Source organism: Nocardia sp. NBC_00508 (genome assembly GCF_036346875.1).
Classification (GTDB): Bacteria; Actinomycetota; Actinomycetes; order Mycobacteriales; family Mycobacteriaceae; genus Nocardia.
In genome coordinates this window covers 3,396,967-3,414,710 of the sequence record NZ_CP107852.1, presented here as the reverse complement: position 1 = coordinate 3,414,710, position 17,744 = coordinate 3,396,967, and the positions used below count along the sequence as shown (strand labels likewise).

The 17,744-nt window shown below is 67.6% G+C and carries 16 protein-coding genes; 7 read left to right on the top strand and 9 right to left on the bottom strand.

Annotation, left to right across the window (positions count from 1 at the left end):
- Positions 1-16: 16 nt before the first annotated feature.
- The 3 genes from OHA40_RS15215 to OHA40_RS15205 are packed head-to-tail and all read right to left on the bottom strand — an operon-like array spanning position 17 to position 7,670.
- Positions 17-2,305, bottom strand: coding sequence for a fatty acyl-AMP ligase (locus OHA40_RS15215; protein WP_330233693.1), 2,289 nt, complete (start codon positions 2,303-2,305; stop codon positions 17-19).
- Positions 2,302-7,377 carry a type I polyketide synthase gene (locus tag OHA40_RS15210; RefSeq protein ID WP_330233692.1) on the bottom strand — a complete coding sequence of 1,692 codons (5,076 nt, stop codon included), beginning with the start codon at positions 7,375-7,377 and terminating at the stop codon, positions 2,302-2,304. Before OHA40_RS15210 ends, OHA40_RS15215 begins: the two co-directional genes overlap by 4 nt.
- Complete coding sequence (locus OHA40_RS15205; RefSeq protein ID WP_330233691.1) at positions 7,374-7,670, bottom strand: acyl carrier protein; 297 nt, start codon at positions 7,668-7,670, stop codon at positions 7,374-7,376. Before OHA40_RS15205 ends, OHA40_RS15210 begins: the two co-directional genes overlap by 4 nt.
- A 195-nt stretch (positions 7,671-7,865) precedes the next feature.
- On the opposite strand from OHA40_RS15205, the gene OHA40_RS15200 reads away from it, so the two are divergent.
- Entirely contained in the window at positions 7,866-8,858 is a 993-nt protein-coding gene (locus OHA40_RS15200; RefSeq protein WP_330233690.1) for an MBL fold metallo-hydrolase, read from the top strand.
- Positions 8,859-9,112: 254 nt separating this feature from the next.
- Here OHA40_RS15200 and OHA40_RS15195 read toward each other — a convergent pair whose 3' ends face one another.
- Positions 9,113-10,087, bottom strand: a complete 975-nt coding sequence (locus OHA40_RS15195) for an NAD(P)H-dependent flavin oxidoreductase (protein WP_330233689.1) — start codon at positions 10,085-10,087, stop codon at positions 9,113-9,115.
- A 341-nt stretch (positions 10,088-10,428) separates the two neighbouring features.
- On the opposite strand from OHA40_RS15195, the gene fadD5 reads away from it, so the two are divergent.
- Positions 10,429-12,000: a fatty-acid--CoA ligase FadD5 gene (gene fadD5 / locus OHA40_RS15190; protein WP_330233688.1), complete on the top strand. Its 1,572-nt coding sequence runs from the start codon at positions 10,429-10,431 to the stop codon at positions 11,998-12,000.
- A gap of 68 nt (positions 12,001-12,068) precedes the next feature.
- Positions 12,069-12,671 (top strand): cysteine hydrolase, encoded by a 603-nt coding sequence (locus tag OHA40_RS15185; protein ID WP_330233687.1) that lies wholly within the window; start codon positions 12,069-12,071, stop codon positions 12,669-12,671.
- Between the two features lie 23 nt (positions 12,672-12,694).
- On the opposite strand, the gene OHA40_RS15180 is transcribed toward OHA40_RS15185, so the two are convergent.
- Complete coding sequence (locus tag OHA40_RS15180; RefSeq protein WP_330233686.1) at positions 12,695-13,165, bottom strand: MerR family transcriptional regulator; 471 nt, start codon at positions 13,163-13,165, stop codon at positions 12,695-12,697.
- Between OHA40_RS15180 and OHA40_RS15175 the strand changes: the two genes are divergently transcribed.
- Positions 13,128-13,703 (top strand): RBBP9/YdeN family alpha/beta hydrolase, encoded by a 576-nt coding sequence (locus tag OHA40_RS15175; RefSeq protein ID WP_330233685.1) that lies wholly within the window; start codon positions 13,128-13,130, stop codon positions 13,701-13,703. The genes OHA40_RS15180 and OHA40_RS15175 overlap by 38 nt on opposite strands.
- On the opposite strand, the gene OHA40_RS15170 is transcribed toward OHA40_RS15175, so the two are convergent.
- Both OHA40_RS15170 and OHA40_RS15165 read right to left on the bottom strand, forming a co-directional pair.
- Positions 13,700-13,936 carry a hypothetical protein gene (locus OHA40_RS15170; protein ID WP_330233684.1) on the bottom strand — a complete coding sequence of 79 codons (237 nt, stop codon included), beginning with the start codon at positions 13,934-13,936 and terminating at the stop codon, positions 13,700-13,702. The two genes, OHA40_RS15175 and OHA40_RS15170, sit on opposite strands and share 4 nt — an antisense overlap.
- A gap of 34 nt (positions 13,937-13,970) precedes the next feature.
- Positions 13,971-14,477 (bottom strand): hypothetical protein, encoded by a 507-nt coding sequence (locus OHA40_RS15165; protein ID WP_330233683.1) that lies wholly within the window; start codon positions 14,475-14,477, stop codon positions 13,971-13,973.
- A gap of 145 nt (positions 14,478-14,622) precedes the next feature.
- On the opposite strand from OHA40_RS15165, the gene OHA40_RS34725 reads away from it, so the two are divergent.
- Entirely contained in the window at positions 14,623-14,925 is a 303-nt protein-coding gene (locus tag OHA40_RS34725; RefSeq protein ID WP_442944049.1) for a Scr1 family TA system antitoxin-like transcriptional regulator, read from the top strand.
- 13 nt (positions 14,926-14,938) lie between these two features.
- Positions 14,939-15,274 (top strand): DUF397 domain-containing protein, encoded by a 336-nt coding sequence (locus tag OHA40_RS15160; RefSeq protein WP_330233682.1) that lies wholly within the window; start codon positions 14,939-14,941, stop codon positions 15,272-15,274.
- A gap of 212 nt (positions 15,275-15,486) precedes the next feature.
- Here the strand turns inward: OHA40_RS15160 and OHA40_RS15155 are convergent, their stop codons facing one another.
- Entirely contained in the window at positions 15,487-16,116 is a 630-nt protein-coding gene (locus tag OHA40_RS15155; RefSeq protein WP_330233681.1) for a hypothetical protein, read from the bottom strand.
- Positions 16,117-16,353: 237 nt separating this feature from the next.
- Entirely contained in the window at positions 16,354-16,941 is a 588-nt protein-coding gene (locus tag OHA40_RS15150) for a TetR/AcrR family transcriptional regulator (protein WP_330233680.1), read from the bottom strand.
- 99 nt (positions 16,942-17,040) lie between these two features.
- On the opposite strand from OHA40_RS15150, the gene OHA40_RS15145 reads away from it, so the two are divergent.
- Positions 17,041-17,727, top strand: coding sequence for a class I SAM-dependent methyltransferase (locus OHA40_RS15145; protein ID WP_330233679.1), 687 nt, complete (start codon positions 17,041-17,043; stop codon positions 17,725-17,727).
- The last annotated feature ends 17 nt before the right edge of the window (positions 17,728-17,744 follow it).

Below are 17,744 nucleotides of genomic sequence, written 5' to 3'. Positions count from 1 at the left end.
ACGGTGCTTTCCGGTCTCAGATCATCGCGACTGGGCGCAGCTGGCCTGCGAGGTAGCGAGCCCTGCACTCACCGCGCCGCAGCTTTCCGCTGCTGGTCTTGGGAATCCGCCCCGGTTCGACGAGCATCACCGCGCCGGGCGTCACCTCATGCGTGGACGCGACCGCAGTGCGGATGCGACGAGCCAGAGCGGAGAGCTCGGCGGGCTCGGCGGTAGCGATGGTGACGAGTTCGGCGACCACGACCAGGTCTTCGCGACGGCCGTCATCGTGCCCGAACGCCGTCACATGGCCCGGCCGGATATCCGGCGAGCACGCTTCCACGGTGGTCTCGATGTCGGTGGGATAGTGATTGCGTCCGTCGATCACGATGACGTCCTTGCACCGTCCGGCGATATAGAGCTGGCCCTCGTAGCGGAAACCGAGATCGCCGGTGCGCAGCCAGCGGATATCGCCGCGGGCCAGCGTGGCGCCGAAGGTTTCCTCGGTGGCGTCCGGCCTGCCGAAATAGCCGTCGCACACATTGTTTCCGGCCACCCAGATCTCACCGACGCGGCCCGCGGGCAGCACCGTCCCGGTCGCCGGATCGACCACGCGTACCGCCTGTCCCGCGGGTGCGCCGCAGCCGACGAGCGGCACGCCGTCCTGCGATTCCGGCGCATCGTCGGGTAGCGCGACCGCGCGACCCTCGGCGAGCGCGGCGCGTTCGAAGCGGTGCCACACCGGTTCCCGGCGCTGATCGCAAACGGTGACCGTGAGGGTGGCCTCGGCCAGGCCGAAGCCGGGCGTGTGCGCGTGGTGACGGAAGCCGTAGGGGGCGAACGTACTGGTGAAGTCGTCCAACGCGTCGGCTCGGACCGGTTCCGAGCCATTGAGCAAGATGTCCAACCCGGACAGATCCAGACCGGTCCGCTCCTGCGGAGTCGTGCCCGAAACCGCGAGCGTCAGGGCGAAATTGGGACATCCTGTGATACCTGCGCGGTAGTCGGCGATCGCGCGCAGCCAGCGGATCGGCCGTTTGACGAACTCCGCAGGCGCCAGCGTGACGCCGTGCACGCCGAGCGAGAGCGGTAGCGCGAGACCCAGGATCAGCCCCATGTCGTGAAACAACGGCAGCCAGGTCACGATCGGCCGATCGGTGGCCGCGGACAGAGCATCCCGCAGCTGCGTCAGCGCCGCGGCCAGATTTTCATGCGTGACGCGGACCCCAGCAGGCGATTTGGTCGACCCGGAGGTGTACTGGAGATAGGCGAGTTCGCCGCGCATCGGGTCGACGACGGGCGAATCCACTTGCGCCGCAGCCGGATGTGTCACCGATCCGGCCGCCTGCGGACCGGCTGCGGGCGAATAAGGCCCAGCAGCGCCCAACGCGGTTGGCTGTGTGCGTGACGCGGCTGGATGCGTGCTCGACGTGTCTTTGTGCGTGCTCGCCCGGTCGGCTCCGGGGGTGGTTATTCGTGCAGGCTGCGCGGTTGAGGGTGGCCGTAGTGCGGGCGGATCCGCCGCTGCCGTAGTGGGATGTACTCCATGCGCGGCCGCATGCCGTCCCAGTGCCGTCTGTTCGGTCACCGATGTTGTCGCCTGCCCGGCTGAGCACGTCGCCGGTGCGGCTGAATGCGGGCTCGGTAGAGCTGCTTGCGCGACCGGTGCGGCCTGACCAGTCGGCAGCGTTGAGTCGGCCGGAGCTGTCGCCGCTGTGGTTGATTCAGCGCCCGGCACGATGGAACGCATCTTTGGGGATCGCGCTTGCTCTGCGGTTGGATCCGGCAGCACCGACGCTGTTTGCGCGGCTGGAAACACAGGACATGCCGTCGACGTGACCGAATTCCCCACCGTCGCCTCTGGGTCCGCGGAAGGCGTGGATGGATCCAGGGCTACGGCCAGTACGCGTCCCAGTGCTGGTCCGAGGGTTGCGGCGGTGGTGTCGTCGTGGGCGGAGAGCAGAGTCAGGGTGGGGCGGGCGTCGGCGAGGACGGCGTGCAGGCGGTCTCGGTTGCGCGCGCCGACCGCGGGAAACAGCGGTACCGCGATGCGATTGCTGTACAGGCAGGCGAGAAAGGCAACCGCGTAGTCGATGCCGTGGGCGCAGAGAATGGCGACTCGGTCGCCAGGGGCGCTTTCCCGCCGCAGTTGTGCGGCGAGCGCGCCCACCGCGGCGTGCAGGCCCGCGTAGGTCAGCGTGACAGGCACGCGTTCTTGCATGCGGAAGCGCAGTTCGGTGTAGGCGGGGCCATCCGGCCGGGTCGCTGCCCAGTGGGCCACCTGGGCGGCGAGGATATTGCCCGGCGCGTGGTCGCTCGCGGTCACGGGGCCTCGCTGGTGTTCGCGGCGACCCGAGCCGACAGGGCGGCGCCGAGTGCGGTGATGGTGGGGTGTTCGAACAACTCGGCGGTGCCGATCCGGATGCGCAGCCGAGTTTCCAGATTGCGGCGCATCTCGATCGCGAGCAGGGAGGTGAGCCCGAGGTCGTTGAAGTCGGCGGCGAGGTCGATGGCCTCGGCGGACAGACCGAGGGTGCTCGCCAGCACGCGGCGGATGGCGGTGGTCAGTGGCTCGGAGGGTTCCGGCGGCGCGATCGAATGCTCCGGTGCGCTGTCCCGGCTCGGCGTCGGGTCCGAATCAATGGCCACCACAAGAAGATTCGCTAGGCGCACGGATACGGGTGAAGTGTCGGCGGTTGGGGTGTAGTCCAGTGCGAGCAGATACGGGCTGTCGTAGCGGAGCGCTTGGGACAGCACGGCGCTACCGCGGTGCACGTCGAACGCCTCGACGCCCGCTCGCCGCAAATGGCTCGCCCCACCAGCCGCCGCGGCGAGCCCGGAATCCCAGAGGCCCCAGCCGATGCTGAGAATCCGCCTGCGCGGGTCGCGCCGGGCCAAGGTGTCCATCGCCGCGTTCGCCGCAGCGTAGGCGGCTTGGCCCGGTGCTCCGAGTGCGCCGGTCGCCGAGGAGAACAGCAGGACGAAGTCCGTCGCGTCGGTCGCGGTGAGCTCGATCAGATTGCTCGCCGCGGTGGCTTTGGGAGCGCACATCCTGGCCAGCTGACTTGCCGTGACCGCGTCGAACGCGGCGTCCTCCAATGCGCCCGCGGCGTGCACGACACCGCGGATGGCCGCCCCCCAGGCCCGGATGTCGCTGAGCGCGTTGGCCAGATCGTCCCGGTCGGCCGCATCGCAGCGCACTACGACGATGCGGTCCTCCAAGCCGTCGAGCAGCGCGGGCACCGGGCGCGGTGCCCGCGTCAGCACCACTACGTCTCGCGCGCCCGCATCGAGCAGCCAGCGAACGGCGACGGAGCCGAGCGTCCCCAGCCCGCCGGTGACGATATAGGTTCCGTTCGTGTCGATAGCCGCCACCGGCAACGCCCGCGCTCGCGCAGGCGTGAAACGCCGGACGGCGACCTCACCCGTGGAAAGGCGCAGCTCGTCGGGAATCTGGGCAGCGGTGACCAGGCGGGTGAGCAGCGGGACGCTGTTGGGATCGGTATCAGCCCAGACCAGGCGCACCGCTCGGCCCGACTCGAGCTGCAGCGAGCGCACCAGACCCGCGGTCGCCGCAGGCTCGACCGCGGGTGGCATGGCGAGCTCGTCGAGCCGCGAGTGGGCGGCATCGTGCCGCGGCAGGACGACCGTCACCGAGGCGGTGGCGTTGTCGGTGCTGATCCGTTGCAGCAGATCGAGGACCCGGCCGAGCGATGCGATGCCTGCCTGCGCATCGCTCGCGGCGCCGTCCGCGGGACAGACCACCACCACGGCGGTCGCACTGTCACCGCGCCCGGTCAGGACCGTGTTGACGAGCGAACCCACATCGTCCGGTTCACGCGCGATTCTCTCGGTCGGAAGGCTGGCATTCAAGGCCCTGGCGAGCCGGACCGCGAACTCGGAGGCTCCGATCACTACCGCGCCCTGCACGAACGCTTCGGCTGCGGACGCGTTGCCGAGCCCGAGCGACTCCGGATCGCGAACTGTCCATGCCTCTTGGCGGAACAGCGCATCTTGTTCGGCGCGCGGCGGTCGCAGTGCGCCGACCCCGTCCGCGACACCGGGTTCGGCGTAGCGGATGTGCACTCCGGAGAAGGCGAGACAGGGCACGCCGTGCTGATCGGTCGCGATCACATCGCCCACCAGTCCGCTATCGGCTCGCTCCCGGATCAGCCCGTGCACCTCGAGCACGTGACGATTCGGTTCGTTCGACAGCCACGCGGAATCCATGCCGATCGGCAACGGGATCGACGCGGCGGGCAACTCGTCGAACAGTGCGGCGGCGAGCACTTGCAGGCAACCGTCCAGCGTTGCGGTGCGGTGCAATTCGGCCGCGTCGAAGAGGCCGAGCGCCCGCCCGGCGCCCGCGGCGATACCACGCAGCGGACGGAAGCGCGGTCCGTACTCCAACCGCCTGCGGCGCAGTTCCTCGTAGAAAGTGCCGGTAGCGATGACGCGCATGTGGTGGCGGGCGGCCCGGTTTGCGTCGACCACCCGCATCCATGCGACGATATCCGCGGGTGTGGGGTCACCGGCGGGCCGGGCCGAAGCCAGCGTCTCGGTGCCCGTGACCTCCGCCCGTACGCTTTCGTCCGCTCCTGGTCCTCGATAGACGACCTCGGGCAGCGTGCTCGCATCGGACCTCTCGTGCACGACGAAGTCGGCGAGCGCCGTCACCCCGGCGGTCGTGCGGGCCAGGTGCAGCAGCCTACGCAGCCAGAACACGGCGGGCACCGTGCAGTCGCCCTGTACCACGTGATCGGTGAGATCCTCGGTGACGAAGGCGGATTCGGGAGTGTGTCCGCTCGCGGGCCCCGACACCAGCAGCGGAAACCTCCGCTTGCGCCATTGCCGTGGCGATGTTCCGCCGAACGGGCCGAGGACCGACCAGTCGACCGGCCGCCCCTCCAGGTACAGCCGCGCGAGACAGGCGAGGAACCCGCCCGCTTCCTCCTCGCGCGACGTCACCGGATGCGTGCCGTCACGGAAATCCGGGTACTCCCGCACGGCGGAAATCAGCACAGGGTGCGGGCCGATCTCCAGTACGGTCGAGATGCCTTCCTCTGCTGCACGTTCCAATGCTGTCGCCAATTGCACCGTGCCCGCGGCATTCTCAGCCCAGTAGTCGCGGTCCATGTCTGCTGTGGTGATTTTCGCGCCACGCCGGGCCGTCGAGTACACCGGTACTCGCGGCGCCAGCGGAGTGATCTCGCTCAGCGCCGCGACGAACGGCGGGAGTACGGCGGCGATCTGCGGGCCATGGGCGGCGAAGTCGACGGCGAGCCGACGCGCGAACATGTTGCGGCGGGCGGCTCGGCGCACCAGCGTGTCGATATAGCGCGGCGTGCCGGACACGACCACCGATCTGGGGCTGTTGACCGCGGCGATGCCCACCTCCCTGCGCATGGGCTCCACCAGTTTCGCCGCTTCCTCCGGGTCGGCCTCCAGCACCGCCATCGCGCCGCGGCCGTCCAGGTGGGCGAGCGTCGCGCTGCGCAGCACGACGACGCGCGCCGCGTCGGCCAGCGACAGCGCACCGCCGACGGTAGCCGCGGCGATCTCACCGAGGCTGTGCCCGACCACCGCGTCGGGCCGAATCCCATACGCCGCCAACAGCTTCACCAGCGCAACTTGGAACGCGAACAGAGCCGGCTGCACCAAATCGGTGGCGTGCGCGGCACCGGCGGCGGCGAAGGTGAAACCATGCCGCGGCGTCCATATTCGCGGTCCTCCAGCTGCCACGATCGCGTCGGTCGCCTCCGCGAGTGCGGTGGCGAAGACCGGATACCGCGCCGCCAGCGCGCGACCCATTTTCGGATGCTGGCCACCTTGACCAGAGAACAGGAACAGCAGGCCGCCACGGCGACGGTTTCGTACGGGGCCGAGCGCCGCGTAGGCGTCGCCGCGGCCGAGTGCACGCAACCGGTGCACCGCGTCGCGGCGATCGTGCGCGGAGATCGCGGCTCGCGTCGGCTCGGGAAGCAATCGGGCTGCGGCCGCCGCGAACTCGCGCAGCGGCGAGTGCGCGACGTCCAGCTCGTCGGCCAGCCGCAGCGCGCGCTCGCGCAACTCCCCCTCGTCGCGGGCGGTGAGTGCAAGCAGTACCGGAAACTGATCGCCCCGGTCCCGCTGTGGCGCGGCGACCCCGCGCAGGGCGATGTGCGCGTTCGTGCCACCGAATCCGAACGAGCTGACGCCCGCCGTACGCTGCGGTGCGGGAACGTGACTCCAGTCCACCGGCTGGGTGGGCACCCGCAGCCCCCGCTCGGCCAGGTGCAGCAGCGGGTGCTCGGTGCGGAGGTTGATCGTCGGTGCGATCACGCCATGATGGATGGACAGTGCGGTCTTCACCAGCCCGGTGACCCCGGCGGCGGCTTCCAGATGCCCGACGTTGGATTTCACCGAGCCGATCCAGATCGGCTCGTCCGCGCCGTCGCCGAGCGCGGCGGCGAGCGCGCCGACCTCCACCGCGTCACCCACAGCCGTTCCGGTGCCATGGCATTCGATGTAGCCTGCGCTGCGCGGCGGGCACCCCGCACGCGACCACGCGGTGCGCAGCGTCTCCTGCTGGGCACGGCCGTTCGGCGCGTACAGGCCGTTGGAACGTCCGTCCGATCCGACCGCCGCTCCGACGATCTCCGCGTACACCCGGTTGCCCTCACGCAGCGCGTCCGCGGTCCGCTGCAGGATCAGCACCGCGCAGCCGTCGCCGCGGGTGTAGCCGTCGGCGGTGGCATCGAACGGCGCAGTTCGCCCGCCGGGCGACAGGAAACCGCTCTCGGCCAGGTAATTCGACGTGTGCTCCAGCAGCACCAGATTGACGCCGCCGACGATCGCGAACGGGACCGTGCCATCGGCGAGCAACCGGACCGCGAGGTCCACCGCGGCGAGCGAGGACGAGCACGCGCTGTCGAGCACCAGGCTCGGCCCGTGCAGATCGAGCACGTACGACAACCGGTTGGCGATGATGCTGAGCGCCGATCCGGTCACCGCATACGGGGCATCGTGCCCTGCCCGCCCGAGCACCGCGATGCCGTGGTCGTACCCGGACGCGCCGAACACGACAGCGGCGTCCGATCCACGTGCGCGATAACCGATCCCGGCGTCGTCCAGTGCCTCCACCGCGACCTCCAGCGCAAGCCGCTGCTGCGGGTCCATGACGGCGGCCTCTCGCTCGGAGATGGCGAACCACTCGTTGTCGAACGACTCGACATCGTCGAGGTACCCGCCGCGCCGGGTGCCCAGCCGCCCGGCGGGCGGTGTGGACGTGGCGTCCCGTCCCTCGAGTAGCAGCCGCCAGAACTCGGCGACGCTCGCCGCTCCGGGCAGTCGGCAACCGATGCCGATGATGGAGACGGGAGGAAGCGAGCCGACAGAGTCAGTAGGCGCGCTGCTCATCGCATCGCGAGATACTCGACAAGCTGTTCGATGTCTGGATGGTCGTAGATCGCAGTCAGCGGAACCTCGACTCCCATAGCGTCTTCGAGATGGGCGGTCAGCCTCGCAAGCTGGGTGGAACTGAGGCCGAGATCGGTGAACGGCGAGCTGGTCGACACCGTGGTGGCGTCGACCCCTAGTAGGTCCGCAACGGCCGAGACGGCGGCACAAGTCAACGCGGTGCGCCGGTGACAGCCGAGCGAACCGTCGTTCCCCTGCACACCACTATGCCCGTCCGGAAGACTGGGCGGCATCGCGTCCTCCCTCCCCGTCTCCCGGCTGCTGCTACCCACAGAGAACGGTACCCACGCGATTATGCCGGAGAAATCGGCGGGGGCAAGGTCGCATAAAAGGCGCAGCCGGACGTAGTCCGTCCGAAGCCCGCGCCGGGCCGAGCGTCGGCGAGGCAGCCGCATTTCCGCAGCCTGCCCAGCCTTTCGCGAACCGCGGTGATCACTTACCGTGGCATGGTGACCGAACCGGACAGCGGTGCCGCCACCCGCGCCGAACGCACTCCGATCTTGCCCACTCTGCTGCGCTGCTGCGCCGCACTGGCGGCGACGCCGGGTCGGCTACTGCGCCCGCGCCGTCCCGACACCGCCTTGCTGGCGAACCTCGAAGTGCTGCCGCTGCCCACGGCAAGCGCCGCGGTGCGGCTCACCGTGCTGACCCAGGCCACCATGTCGGCGCCGACCACCATCGTGGCCGAGGGCGTGCGCAGCCTGCGGGAGATGACGCTGTCGATGGCGGCGTTCCTGGTCGAGCATCCGAAGGCGCGTTTCCTGGTCGATCCCGCCCTGTGCGCGGGCGTGCACGACCGGGTGTTGCCCGAGTTGCCGTTCCCGGTCCCGCTGCTCGTCGCGCCGGACAAACCGGTGCTCGGTCTGGCCGATGCGCTGGCCGCGCACAACATCGCGGGCGAAGACATCGATTTCGTGCTCCCCACGCACCTGCATTGGGATCATGTCTCGGGCCTGCTGGAATTGTCTTCCTCGATCGAAGTCCGGTTGCCCGCGGTCGAATACGACTGGGCGATGGGTGGCCCGCACGCCCCGGCTGGTGTGGCGCGGGGGCCGCTGCGGGGTCGTACCTTCGACCGGTTCGAGTTGGAGGGACCACCGGTACTCACCTTCCCACGCAGCAAAGACCTTTTCGGCGACGGTTCGGTGCTGCTGGTGGATCTGGCGGGCCACACGCCGGGCAGCATCGGCGTGCTGCTCGCGGTGGACGACGGCAGCCGCGTGCTGTTGGCGGGCGACGCCGTCTGGAGCAAGCTGCAAGTGGATCTGCTGCGGGAGAAGGCGCCGATGCCGGGCAAACTGTTCGACGCCGACCGGGACGCCGCGTTCGCCACGATCCACCGCCTGCACGCGTTGCCCGGCGACATCGAACTCATCGCCAGCCACGATTACGAGGCCGTCACCGCACGCGCGGCGAAGTAGCCCCGTCAGCCGACGAGGACGTTTCGGCGGCATCGAGCTGATATCCAGTCACGGCTACGAGCCTTGGCCGCCGTGCGGCCAGACAGTCACCGCCCGTCGACGACGAAGGTTCGGCGACATCGGTCACCAGTCACGGCTGTCGCCGCCCGCACGGCCGAGCAACCCCGGTCCGCCGATGACAACGGTTTGGGCGGCATCGAGCTGATGGCCAGCCATGACTACGAGCTGACCGCCCGCGCGGCCGAGGAACCCGGTCAGCCGACGACGGTTTCGGCGAGGCGGGCGGTGATCAGCTCCTCGGCCTCGGTGATCATCCGGCGGATCAGCTCGGCGCAGGTCGGGATGTCGTGGATCAGGCCCTGGCACAGGCCGACCGACCAGATGCCCGCGTCCAGATCACCCTCCTCGAACACCCGGCGACCGCGCGCGCCCGCGACCAGATCCCGCACGTCGTCGAAAGTGCCGCCCGCCTTTTCGATCTCGACGACCTTGCGGCTGACTTCGTTGTCCGCGACGCGCGCGGTATTGCGCATGGTGCGGAAGATGAGCTGGGTGTCGCGCTCGGAGTTCGCGACGATCCGCTCCTTCACCTTCTGATCGATCGAGGACTCCTGCGTGCACAGGAACCGGGTGCCCATGTTGACGCCGTCCGCGCCGAGGGCGAGCGCGGCGACCAGGCCGCGGGCGTCGGCGATGCCGCCCGAGGCGATCATCGGAATGCTCAGTTCACGGGCCGCGGCGGGGATGAGCACGAGGCCGGGGACGTCGTCCTCACCGGGATGGCCCGCGCATTCGAAGCCGTCGATGCTGACCCCGTCCACACCGATCCGTTCCGCCTTCAACGCGTGCCGGACGCTGGTGCACTTGTGCAGCACCTTGATGCCCGCGTCCTTGTAGTAGGGCAGAAACGGTTCCGGGTTGCTGCCCGCCGTCTCGACGATCCGCACGCCGCTGTCGATGATCGCCTGCACGTATTCCGCGTACGGCGGCGGATTGATCGACGGCAGGATGGTGACGTTCACGCCGAACGGTTTGTCGGTCAGCTCCCTGGTACGCGCGATCTCGCGCCGAAGATCGTCCGGTGTCGGCTGGGTCAGCGCCGTGATGAAGCCGAGCCCGCCCGCGTCGGCCACGGCCGCGACGAGTTCGGCGCGCCCGACCCACATCATGCCGCCCTGCACGATCGGGTGTTCCACCCCGAATTTCTCGGTGAACCTGGTCCGCAGCATTGCGCTTCTCCTCTGCCTCGCGCGGGCGTGCCGGTTCGCCCGTTGGCCTCGATGGTGACATGAGGATCGCCTCACGTTCAACTCATAAGTGAACCGAGGTTTGAATGATTGAGGTTCGCTTGCGGGGCCGATCCATGCACGGAGGCGGCCGAGTTGTGCCTGAATAACCAGGTTGAACGGAGCCTTTGGGGCCAAGGCACAAATCCGTATCCCTTAACGCGGATTCATCCGGCTTAACGCTGTCTGGCGATTAAGTTAGTTGCTATTCTGCCCTCATTCAGTCCGTCGCCGCCGTCGGACGTCCCGGCGGTCGCGGTGGCGGTCCGAGAGGAGTTCGTCTCATGACCAGCGGGGCAGCAGCGCTCGACGAGCCGGGCAGGTCGCGGCGCAACCACTGGAACAACCAGATCGCCGTGCATGCTCAGATGCGCCCGGACGCGGTCGCTGTGCGGTTCCGTGGTGTGGACACCACGTGGCGCCAACTGCACGAGCGGTCGCTGAAATTCGCCGACGGGCTGGCACGCCGCGGCGTCGGATTCGGCGACCGGGTCCTGATTCTCGCGCTGAACCACCCCGAGTACCTCGAAGCCGTTTTCGGCGTCAATGCGCTCGGCGCGATCGCGGTCCCGGTCAACTTCCGGCTCACGCCACCCGAAGTCGCCTACATCGTGAGCGACAGCGGCGCGGAGGCGATCGTCACCGATACCGTCCTGCAGCCGGTGGCCACCGCGGTGCGCGCGCAAGCGCCCGCCCTGGAGACCTGTGTGGTGATCGGCGGCGCGTCCGGCGGCGGCGTGGTCGGCTTCGACGACCTGCTCGCCGAAGACGGAGAACCGCATGCCCCACTGGACATCCCCGAAGACACTCCCAGCCTGATCATGTACACCTCGGGCACCACGGGAAGCCCGAAGGGCGCGGTGCTCACCCACGCGAACATGAACGCCCAAGCACTGACGTGCATCCGGGCGCTGGCGCTGGAACCGGCTTCGATCGGACTGTGCACCTCGCCGCTGTTCCACATCGCCGGACTCGGCAGTCTCGCACCGGCCTTCCTGCTCGGTTCGAAGACAGTGCTGCACCCACTCGGCGCCTTCGACGCCGGGGAATTCCTCGACGCGCTGGAGCGTGAGCAGGCCACCTCCGCCTTCTGCGTGCCCGCGCAGTGGCAACTGGTCTGCGACCACCCGACCGTGCAGGACCGCAAGCTCGCACTGGAGGTGCTGAGCTGGGGCGCGGCGCCCGCGTCGGACACCGTGCTACGCGCGATGGCCGACTGCTTCCCGAACGCGTTCAACGTCGCGGTGTTCGGACAGACCGAGATGTCGCCGATCACCTGCGTGCTGGAGGGCAAGGACGCGATCCGCAAGATCGGCTCGGTCGGCAAACCCATCCCGACCATCCAGGCGCGCATCGTCGACGACGAGATGAACGACGTCGCGCCCGGCGAGGTGGGTGAAATCGTCTACCGCGGACCCACGCTCATGCAGGGCTACTGGAACAAGCCGGAAGCCACCGCCGAGGCGTTCGCGGGCGGCTGGTTCCATTCCGGCGATCTGGTCCGCCAGGACGACGAGGGCTTCGTCTACGTGGTGGACCGCAAGAAGGACATGATCATCTCCGGCGGTGAGAACATCTACTGCGCCGAAGTGGAGAACGTCCTGTTCGCGCACCCGAAGATCCGGGAGGCGGCGGTGGTCGGCCGCGCGCACGAGAAGTGGGGTGAGGTGCCGGTCGCGGTGGTCGCGCTGCACAGTCCGGACGACGAGCTGACGCTGGCCGAGCTGGAGCCGTTCCTCAACGAGAACCTGGCCCGCTACAAGCACCCCAAAGACCTGGTGCTGGTGCCCGAGCTGCCCCGCAACGCCAGCGGCAAGGTCGTGAAAGTGCAATTGCGCAAGGACTATTCGTCCTGACCTGGCGGACCGTACGTTTCACGTGAATCGGATACCACGAACGGGCGGCGGTGCGTAAGGTCGTCCCCATGGCGATCCGACGCATCCGCGCCGCGGTACTGGCGCTGCACTGGCAAGTGAATGTCGTTCGGCCGGAAGGGTTCTTCGGTCCGATGTTGGCCGCGCCCGTCGCGGCCAGCGGCGTGGTGCCTCGGGCGACGGACTTCCACACCGCGGCGCTCGCGATGGAGGTGCCGGTGGTCTTCACCCGGTTCACCATCCCGGTCGGCGAGGGCGAACTCGTGCGCAACACCGGTTTCATGCGCTCGGTCGGCGCGGCGCAAACCGAACTCCGTCCCGACGCCCCCGGCAGCGCGATCATTCCGGAGATGGAAGCGCAGCCCACGGACGTGTTCGACAACCAGAAGCTGTCCGGCCTCGCGGGCAGCAAGCTTCCGGAGTGGTTGGCGGATCAAGGCATCGGGACGCTGTTCGTCACCGGCGTGGCGACCAACCTGACCGTCGAGCAGACCGCGCGGCACGGCACCGATCTCGGATTCACCGTGCACCCGGTGTCCGACTGTGTGGCCGCGGCCGTTCCGGAAGCGCACGAAGCCGCACTGGCCAACCTCGAACTCGTCACGGCCGGGTGCCTGACCGCCGCACAGGCGCTGGAGCTGATCGGCGGCTGACGGCCTGATCCAGTTGTTGCGGGTCATGATGTTGTCGACGTGCTTCCACTAATCGATACGAGCCTGTTCAATCGTCGCCGTGTCTCGCTGAGTTCTGCTCGGCGGGCTTCGATGCGTCTGGCCAAGTCGTCCAGTTCCGCGCGCAGTTCTGGGCACATTTCGAGGAAGATGTCGTGATCGCTGGTGCGGGCGCAACCGAGATATTTTCCGACGGTCGCGGTTCCCAAACCGGCGGAGACCATCGTTCTGATCTGGGCCACGCGGGTGACATCGGATTCGGAGTAGTCCCGGTACCCGCTGCTGTTACGAGCCGGGACCAATAGTCCTCGATCCTCGTAGTGGCGTAGCGCTCGCGTGCTCACGCCGGTCAACTCGGCGAGTTCGCTGATCAGCACTCTTGGGTCCTCCTCATCGGCTTGACATTCACGCTGACGTGAACCCATACGCTCCTGCCGTATGACAACTGGAACAACCCAGCGGCGGGCCTCGATCATCCACGGTTACTCTGCATCGCCCGAAGATCACTGGTTTGGTTGGCTGGCCGGGCAACTCGAGGCGGTAGGCATTCCGACCACGGTTCCGGCTCTTCCGAATCCACAAGAGCCGGACCAGGTGCAGTGGACGGAGGCCGTCCGCGCCGAGGTGGGCACTGTTGACGAGAACTCGACTATCGTCGCGCACAGCTTGGGCTGTCTGACCGTGCTGCGCTATCTGCGCTCACTTCCGGAGCCCTGGCACGTCGGCACCCTCGTGCTGGTGTCCGGATTCGTCGACCAATTGCCCGCGCTCCCGGAACTGAACGCATACATCGGAGACGGCTGCGATGTGGAGGGGCTCAGCAACCACATCGGTCGACTCACGGTTATCCGGTCCGACTCGGACCCCCTGGTTCCCGTCGGTCACACCGACCGTCTTGCCAACCTCCTCGGAACTTCCGCAGAGGTGGTTCCCGGAGCCGGTCACTTCCTCGCTTCGGACGGCGTCACTTCGCTACGTGAAGTTCTTGTAGCCCTCGGCCATTCGCCCCGCTAACCAGCGGCTTTGTTCAACTCGGACGGAGAAATCCGCAAGGCGAACGTTGCGGACGGCAGTGGGATGACGACTCCCGCTTCGGTGAGCACCCGTAACACCTCCGGCGGCAAAGGGCGACGCGGCGGTGCCAGCTCGTGGTCCAATCGACGCTCGAGCACCCAGATGGCCCCGAGGTAACAACCGATCTGCACGAGAATGGAAATGGCCGTGCATGCGAAGACCGCGATGCTCACGGCTCGATCACCTGGAGAGCATCCGGCTCCGGCATCACCGCACCTCGTTTCCGGTCATCTGGGTGAAGACGTGCCGAACGCGGTCGACGAAGTTTCCGAAATACGGCATCTCCCCCGGTACCGGCGGGTCGATCCAGACGTGGCGCGGGTCGCCAGGGGCCGGAAGGCGCACCCGCATACCGAGGTAGGCGCTCACCTTGTGCACCACCAGCAGCGGATCATTGCTGATTCCCCGGATGTGTTGAACGTCCTCCGGCGCGGCGGCGGACAGGAACTGCCAGCGCCGCGATCGTCCACAGGCGCAGCCGGTGTCGGCGTGCGAAATGACCGGTGCGTGGATCTCCGACCGCAACAGCCCGTTTCGCATCACTCGGCCGATCGCACCGGGCATGCCGACTACCCGCACTCCGGTATCGAGTCCGGCTTCGAGCCACAGTGCCCCGAGGTCGGGGTCGACTGTCGATCGGAGCCCGAATTCGCCCTCGTAGAGATCGCGGCGCTGCCAGGCGAGCTGGATCGCGACGGACCTGGTTGTGCCCATAGGAACTCACAATTCAATCGTTGGAAGTCGGTTCGGCCGTCGTTCACCACGAAGACCGTCAGACCTGGGGAGTGGCTGCGGCCCCAGGCGTCGAGAAAGCCACGCGCCGCTGTCTCGCACGCACAGCGGTCGATGACCAAGTCGCCTGTCGCCCCGACGTAGACGAAGCGGAGATGCACGTCCGGCTCATCTGGTCGGGGACGACCTTCGCGTTATCCCGTTCGATGCCAAGGGCTCAATTGCTGGGCTCAACGCGGCTACCTTCCACCTTCTGGACTTCGCGAGTCCGCGGCTGCCAACACTCGGCTGGCTCGAAACCGCCCTGTATGGCGAAGTTGTGGAGGACGCCAAGCGAGTTGGCGAACTCGACTACCTGTACAACCGAGTTCACTCGACCGCGCTCAGCAGAGAAAAATCGTTACGCCTGATCGAGCAGATTGCTCGTTAGATAGGGTGACTACATGAGCACTGCTTGGTTCAAGTCCACATTCTCCGGCTCGGAAACGTCCTGCGTCGAGGTCGCCCACCGCACCGATACCGTGCTCATCCGTGACAGCAAGTACACCGGCCCTGCGGCAGAACAGCCGGTCGTTTCCGTCTCGCCCGCGATGTGGCCCGCCTTTCTCGATCTCGCCCTGAGCGCGAATTCCGGCACCCTGGACGAAGGCGTGACCGTCTCCCTCCACCAGGACGGCGGAGCCACGATCTCCGCCCAAGGCGTCGCGCTGCTCTACAACGCCGACGAATGGGACGCCTTCACCAAGGGCGTCGCCGACGGCCAGTTCGACCGCCGCTGACCTGACTGTGGAACCCTCAGCCATCAGCTGACAACCAGCGGTTGCGGCTGATCCCGGTAGGCAAATGGTCGCCGAAGGCGCTCGGGACGCCGCCATTTCACTACGCTCGCTGAACCATACTCACCTGGTTGTCTCGTCAGCGTGGCGTTGCAGTGTAGGCAGCGGTTGCGTTCGGGCCGCACACTACGAGCTGCTCGCCCTGGCCGGTGATTTCAGAGTGGGCGGTTCTTGCGTCCATGTATCCACTGAGCGATGGCAGCGACAGCGGAGAGCAGCGAAATCGCGCTGGCGAGTATCGCATACCAGGTGAGGCTGGCTGTGACGTAGGAAATCGAGCGGAACCCGGGCGCCGGATAGTTGTTGTGGCCCTTGACCCATCGGATCAGCAATCCGGCCTGTGTACCCGGATCTCGGGCCCTGCCGTAGGAAACCATTCGCGTCAGGTCATCGCCTCTGCTGTTGAGGTAGAGCGCGGTGGCGACGGTGAAAACCGCGACGAAGACCGTGGCAACGATTGTCAGATAGGTGAGGGCCTTGATGCGGGCCACGCTGTTGATCGCCACACTGCAAACGGCGATGATGATCGCAGCGCTGGTGAGGATGCCCCACGCTCCGCTGGCCTTCGGATTGGGCACTGATGATTGCGCCCAGAGATCGACCCAGAAGGTGGTCACATGGAGTCGGCCGAAGGCGTTCGCGTGGATCGCACCGTCGGTTCCGCCTGTGTTCGTGCTCAGCCATGGCTGAAACATCAGGACAAACGTGATGACGCAGCCGACCGCGGCGAACAGGTAACCCCTGTTTCCGTCGAACACTGCCCGCAGCCGAGTTCCGCCGCTCATCACGGCACGCCGCCTTGATTCGAGCACCGCCCGCAGCTGCGCGTGATCCGATCGACGTCGTGCTGCGCCACCAGCTGAGCCGACCTGCTCAGGTCGGGATTCTCTGATCTGCCAGGGAGTTGGGCGCACGATTTCCCAGGCTATGAGTTCGGCCGTATGGGCTCCGTCAAGGAATCAGGGCTTGTGTGGCAAGGATTCGTCAAACTTGCCGAAGGGCTCCAGCCTGACGGCGTCGGCTCAGCCGCCGCGGACCCGGCTGGTCAAACCGGGGCCGACCAACTCGACCACGTGCTGGTATGCCTCCTCGGCCGAGAGCGGTGGATGCGGCTCCGCGATGGCGCCGAGCATGCCGACCACGCCCCAGGACAAGAATGTCACGGTCGTCGTGAACTCGTCCTCCGGCATCGCGAGCCGGTCGCCCAGCCGCTCGGCGAGGATCTGCCCGACCATCACTCTGGTCGTCCGCAGCAGTACGGTGCCGCTCTTGCGGCCGAGCAGCGCTCGGTACACCTCAGGGTTGTCGGCGGCCAGCCGGAACAGGGTGCGCACCGGCGCGAGCGGTTCAGCTGCGTCGGTGCCCGCGTCCGCCTTGTCCATGGCTGCACGCAGGTAATCGGTGCTGCTGCGCAGCAGCAGATCGTCCTTGTCGCGGTAGTGCGCATAGAACGTCGAGCGTCCGACGTCGGCGCGATCCAGGATGTCGCGGACGGTGATCCGGTCGTAGGCGCGATCGAGCATGAGCTCGATCAGCGCCTGGTGCAGTGAGGTCCTGGTGCGCCGGACCCGGCGATCGGTGCTATCCGTGGTGTCCTGACCATCCGACACGATTCCTCCTGAACAAATGTTCCATCTGTGTCCGGTTGCGGATGATCTCCGCGGTATTGTCCCTGGTCAACGACGGCTATCTCCGCTGATCCTGAACATATGACCGGAAACGAACCCAAGTCTGCCATTGCTCCGCAGGACGACGACATCGGCGTTCTGCTCACCCAGCCGCGCCGCTACCGGGCGTTCAAAGCCGCGTTCCTGCTCGGTCGCGGGGGGCGCCTGAACGTACGTCTCGCCGAGTTGGCGCGCCCGGCATCCGGCGCTCGAGTCGTCGATATCGGTTGTGGTCCAGGAGATTTCGCTCGGATGCTGGCGCGCCGGGGCGGCCAGGTCACCGGCGTGGATCCGTCGCCGCAGATGATCGACTACGCGACCGCGCGCTCCCGCGACCTGACGCACTGCCGGTTCGAACTCGGGACGGCGCAATCTCTTCCGCTGCCCGACGCATCCGCCGATCTGGTGACCTCGACCTTCGCCATGCACCACATCCCCGCGGCGCACCGCTCCGACGCGGTCGCGCAGATGTTCCGGGTGCTGCGACCTGGCGGCAGACTGCTGCTCGCCGATACGCACCCGACCGGCCCGGTTCTTTCCACGGCCGTGCGCGTTATGGCCCGCTTCGCCGCGCACCGCACGCACGATACGGCGCACGACAACGGCGACCACTTGGCGAGCATCGATATCCGCCGGTACCGGGACGTGCTGCGCGCGAGCGGATTCGAGGACGTGCAGTTCGTCGCGGTGCGCCCCGCAACCGGAGTGCTGCTGGCCACCAAGCCGTAAGGACGCAGCCGGACGGA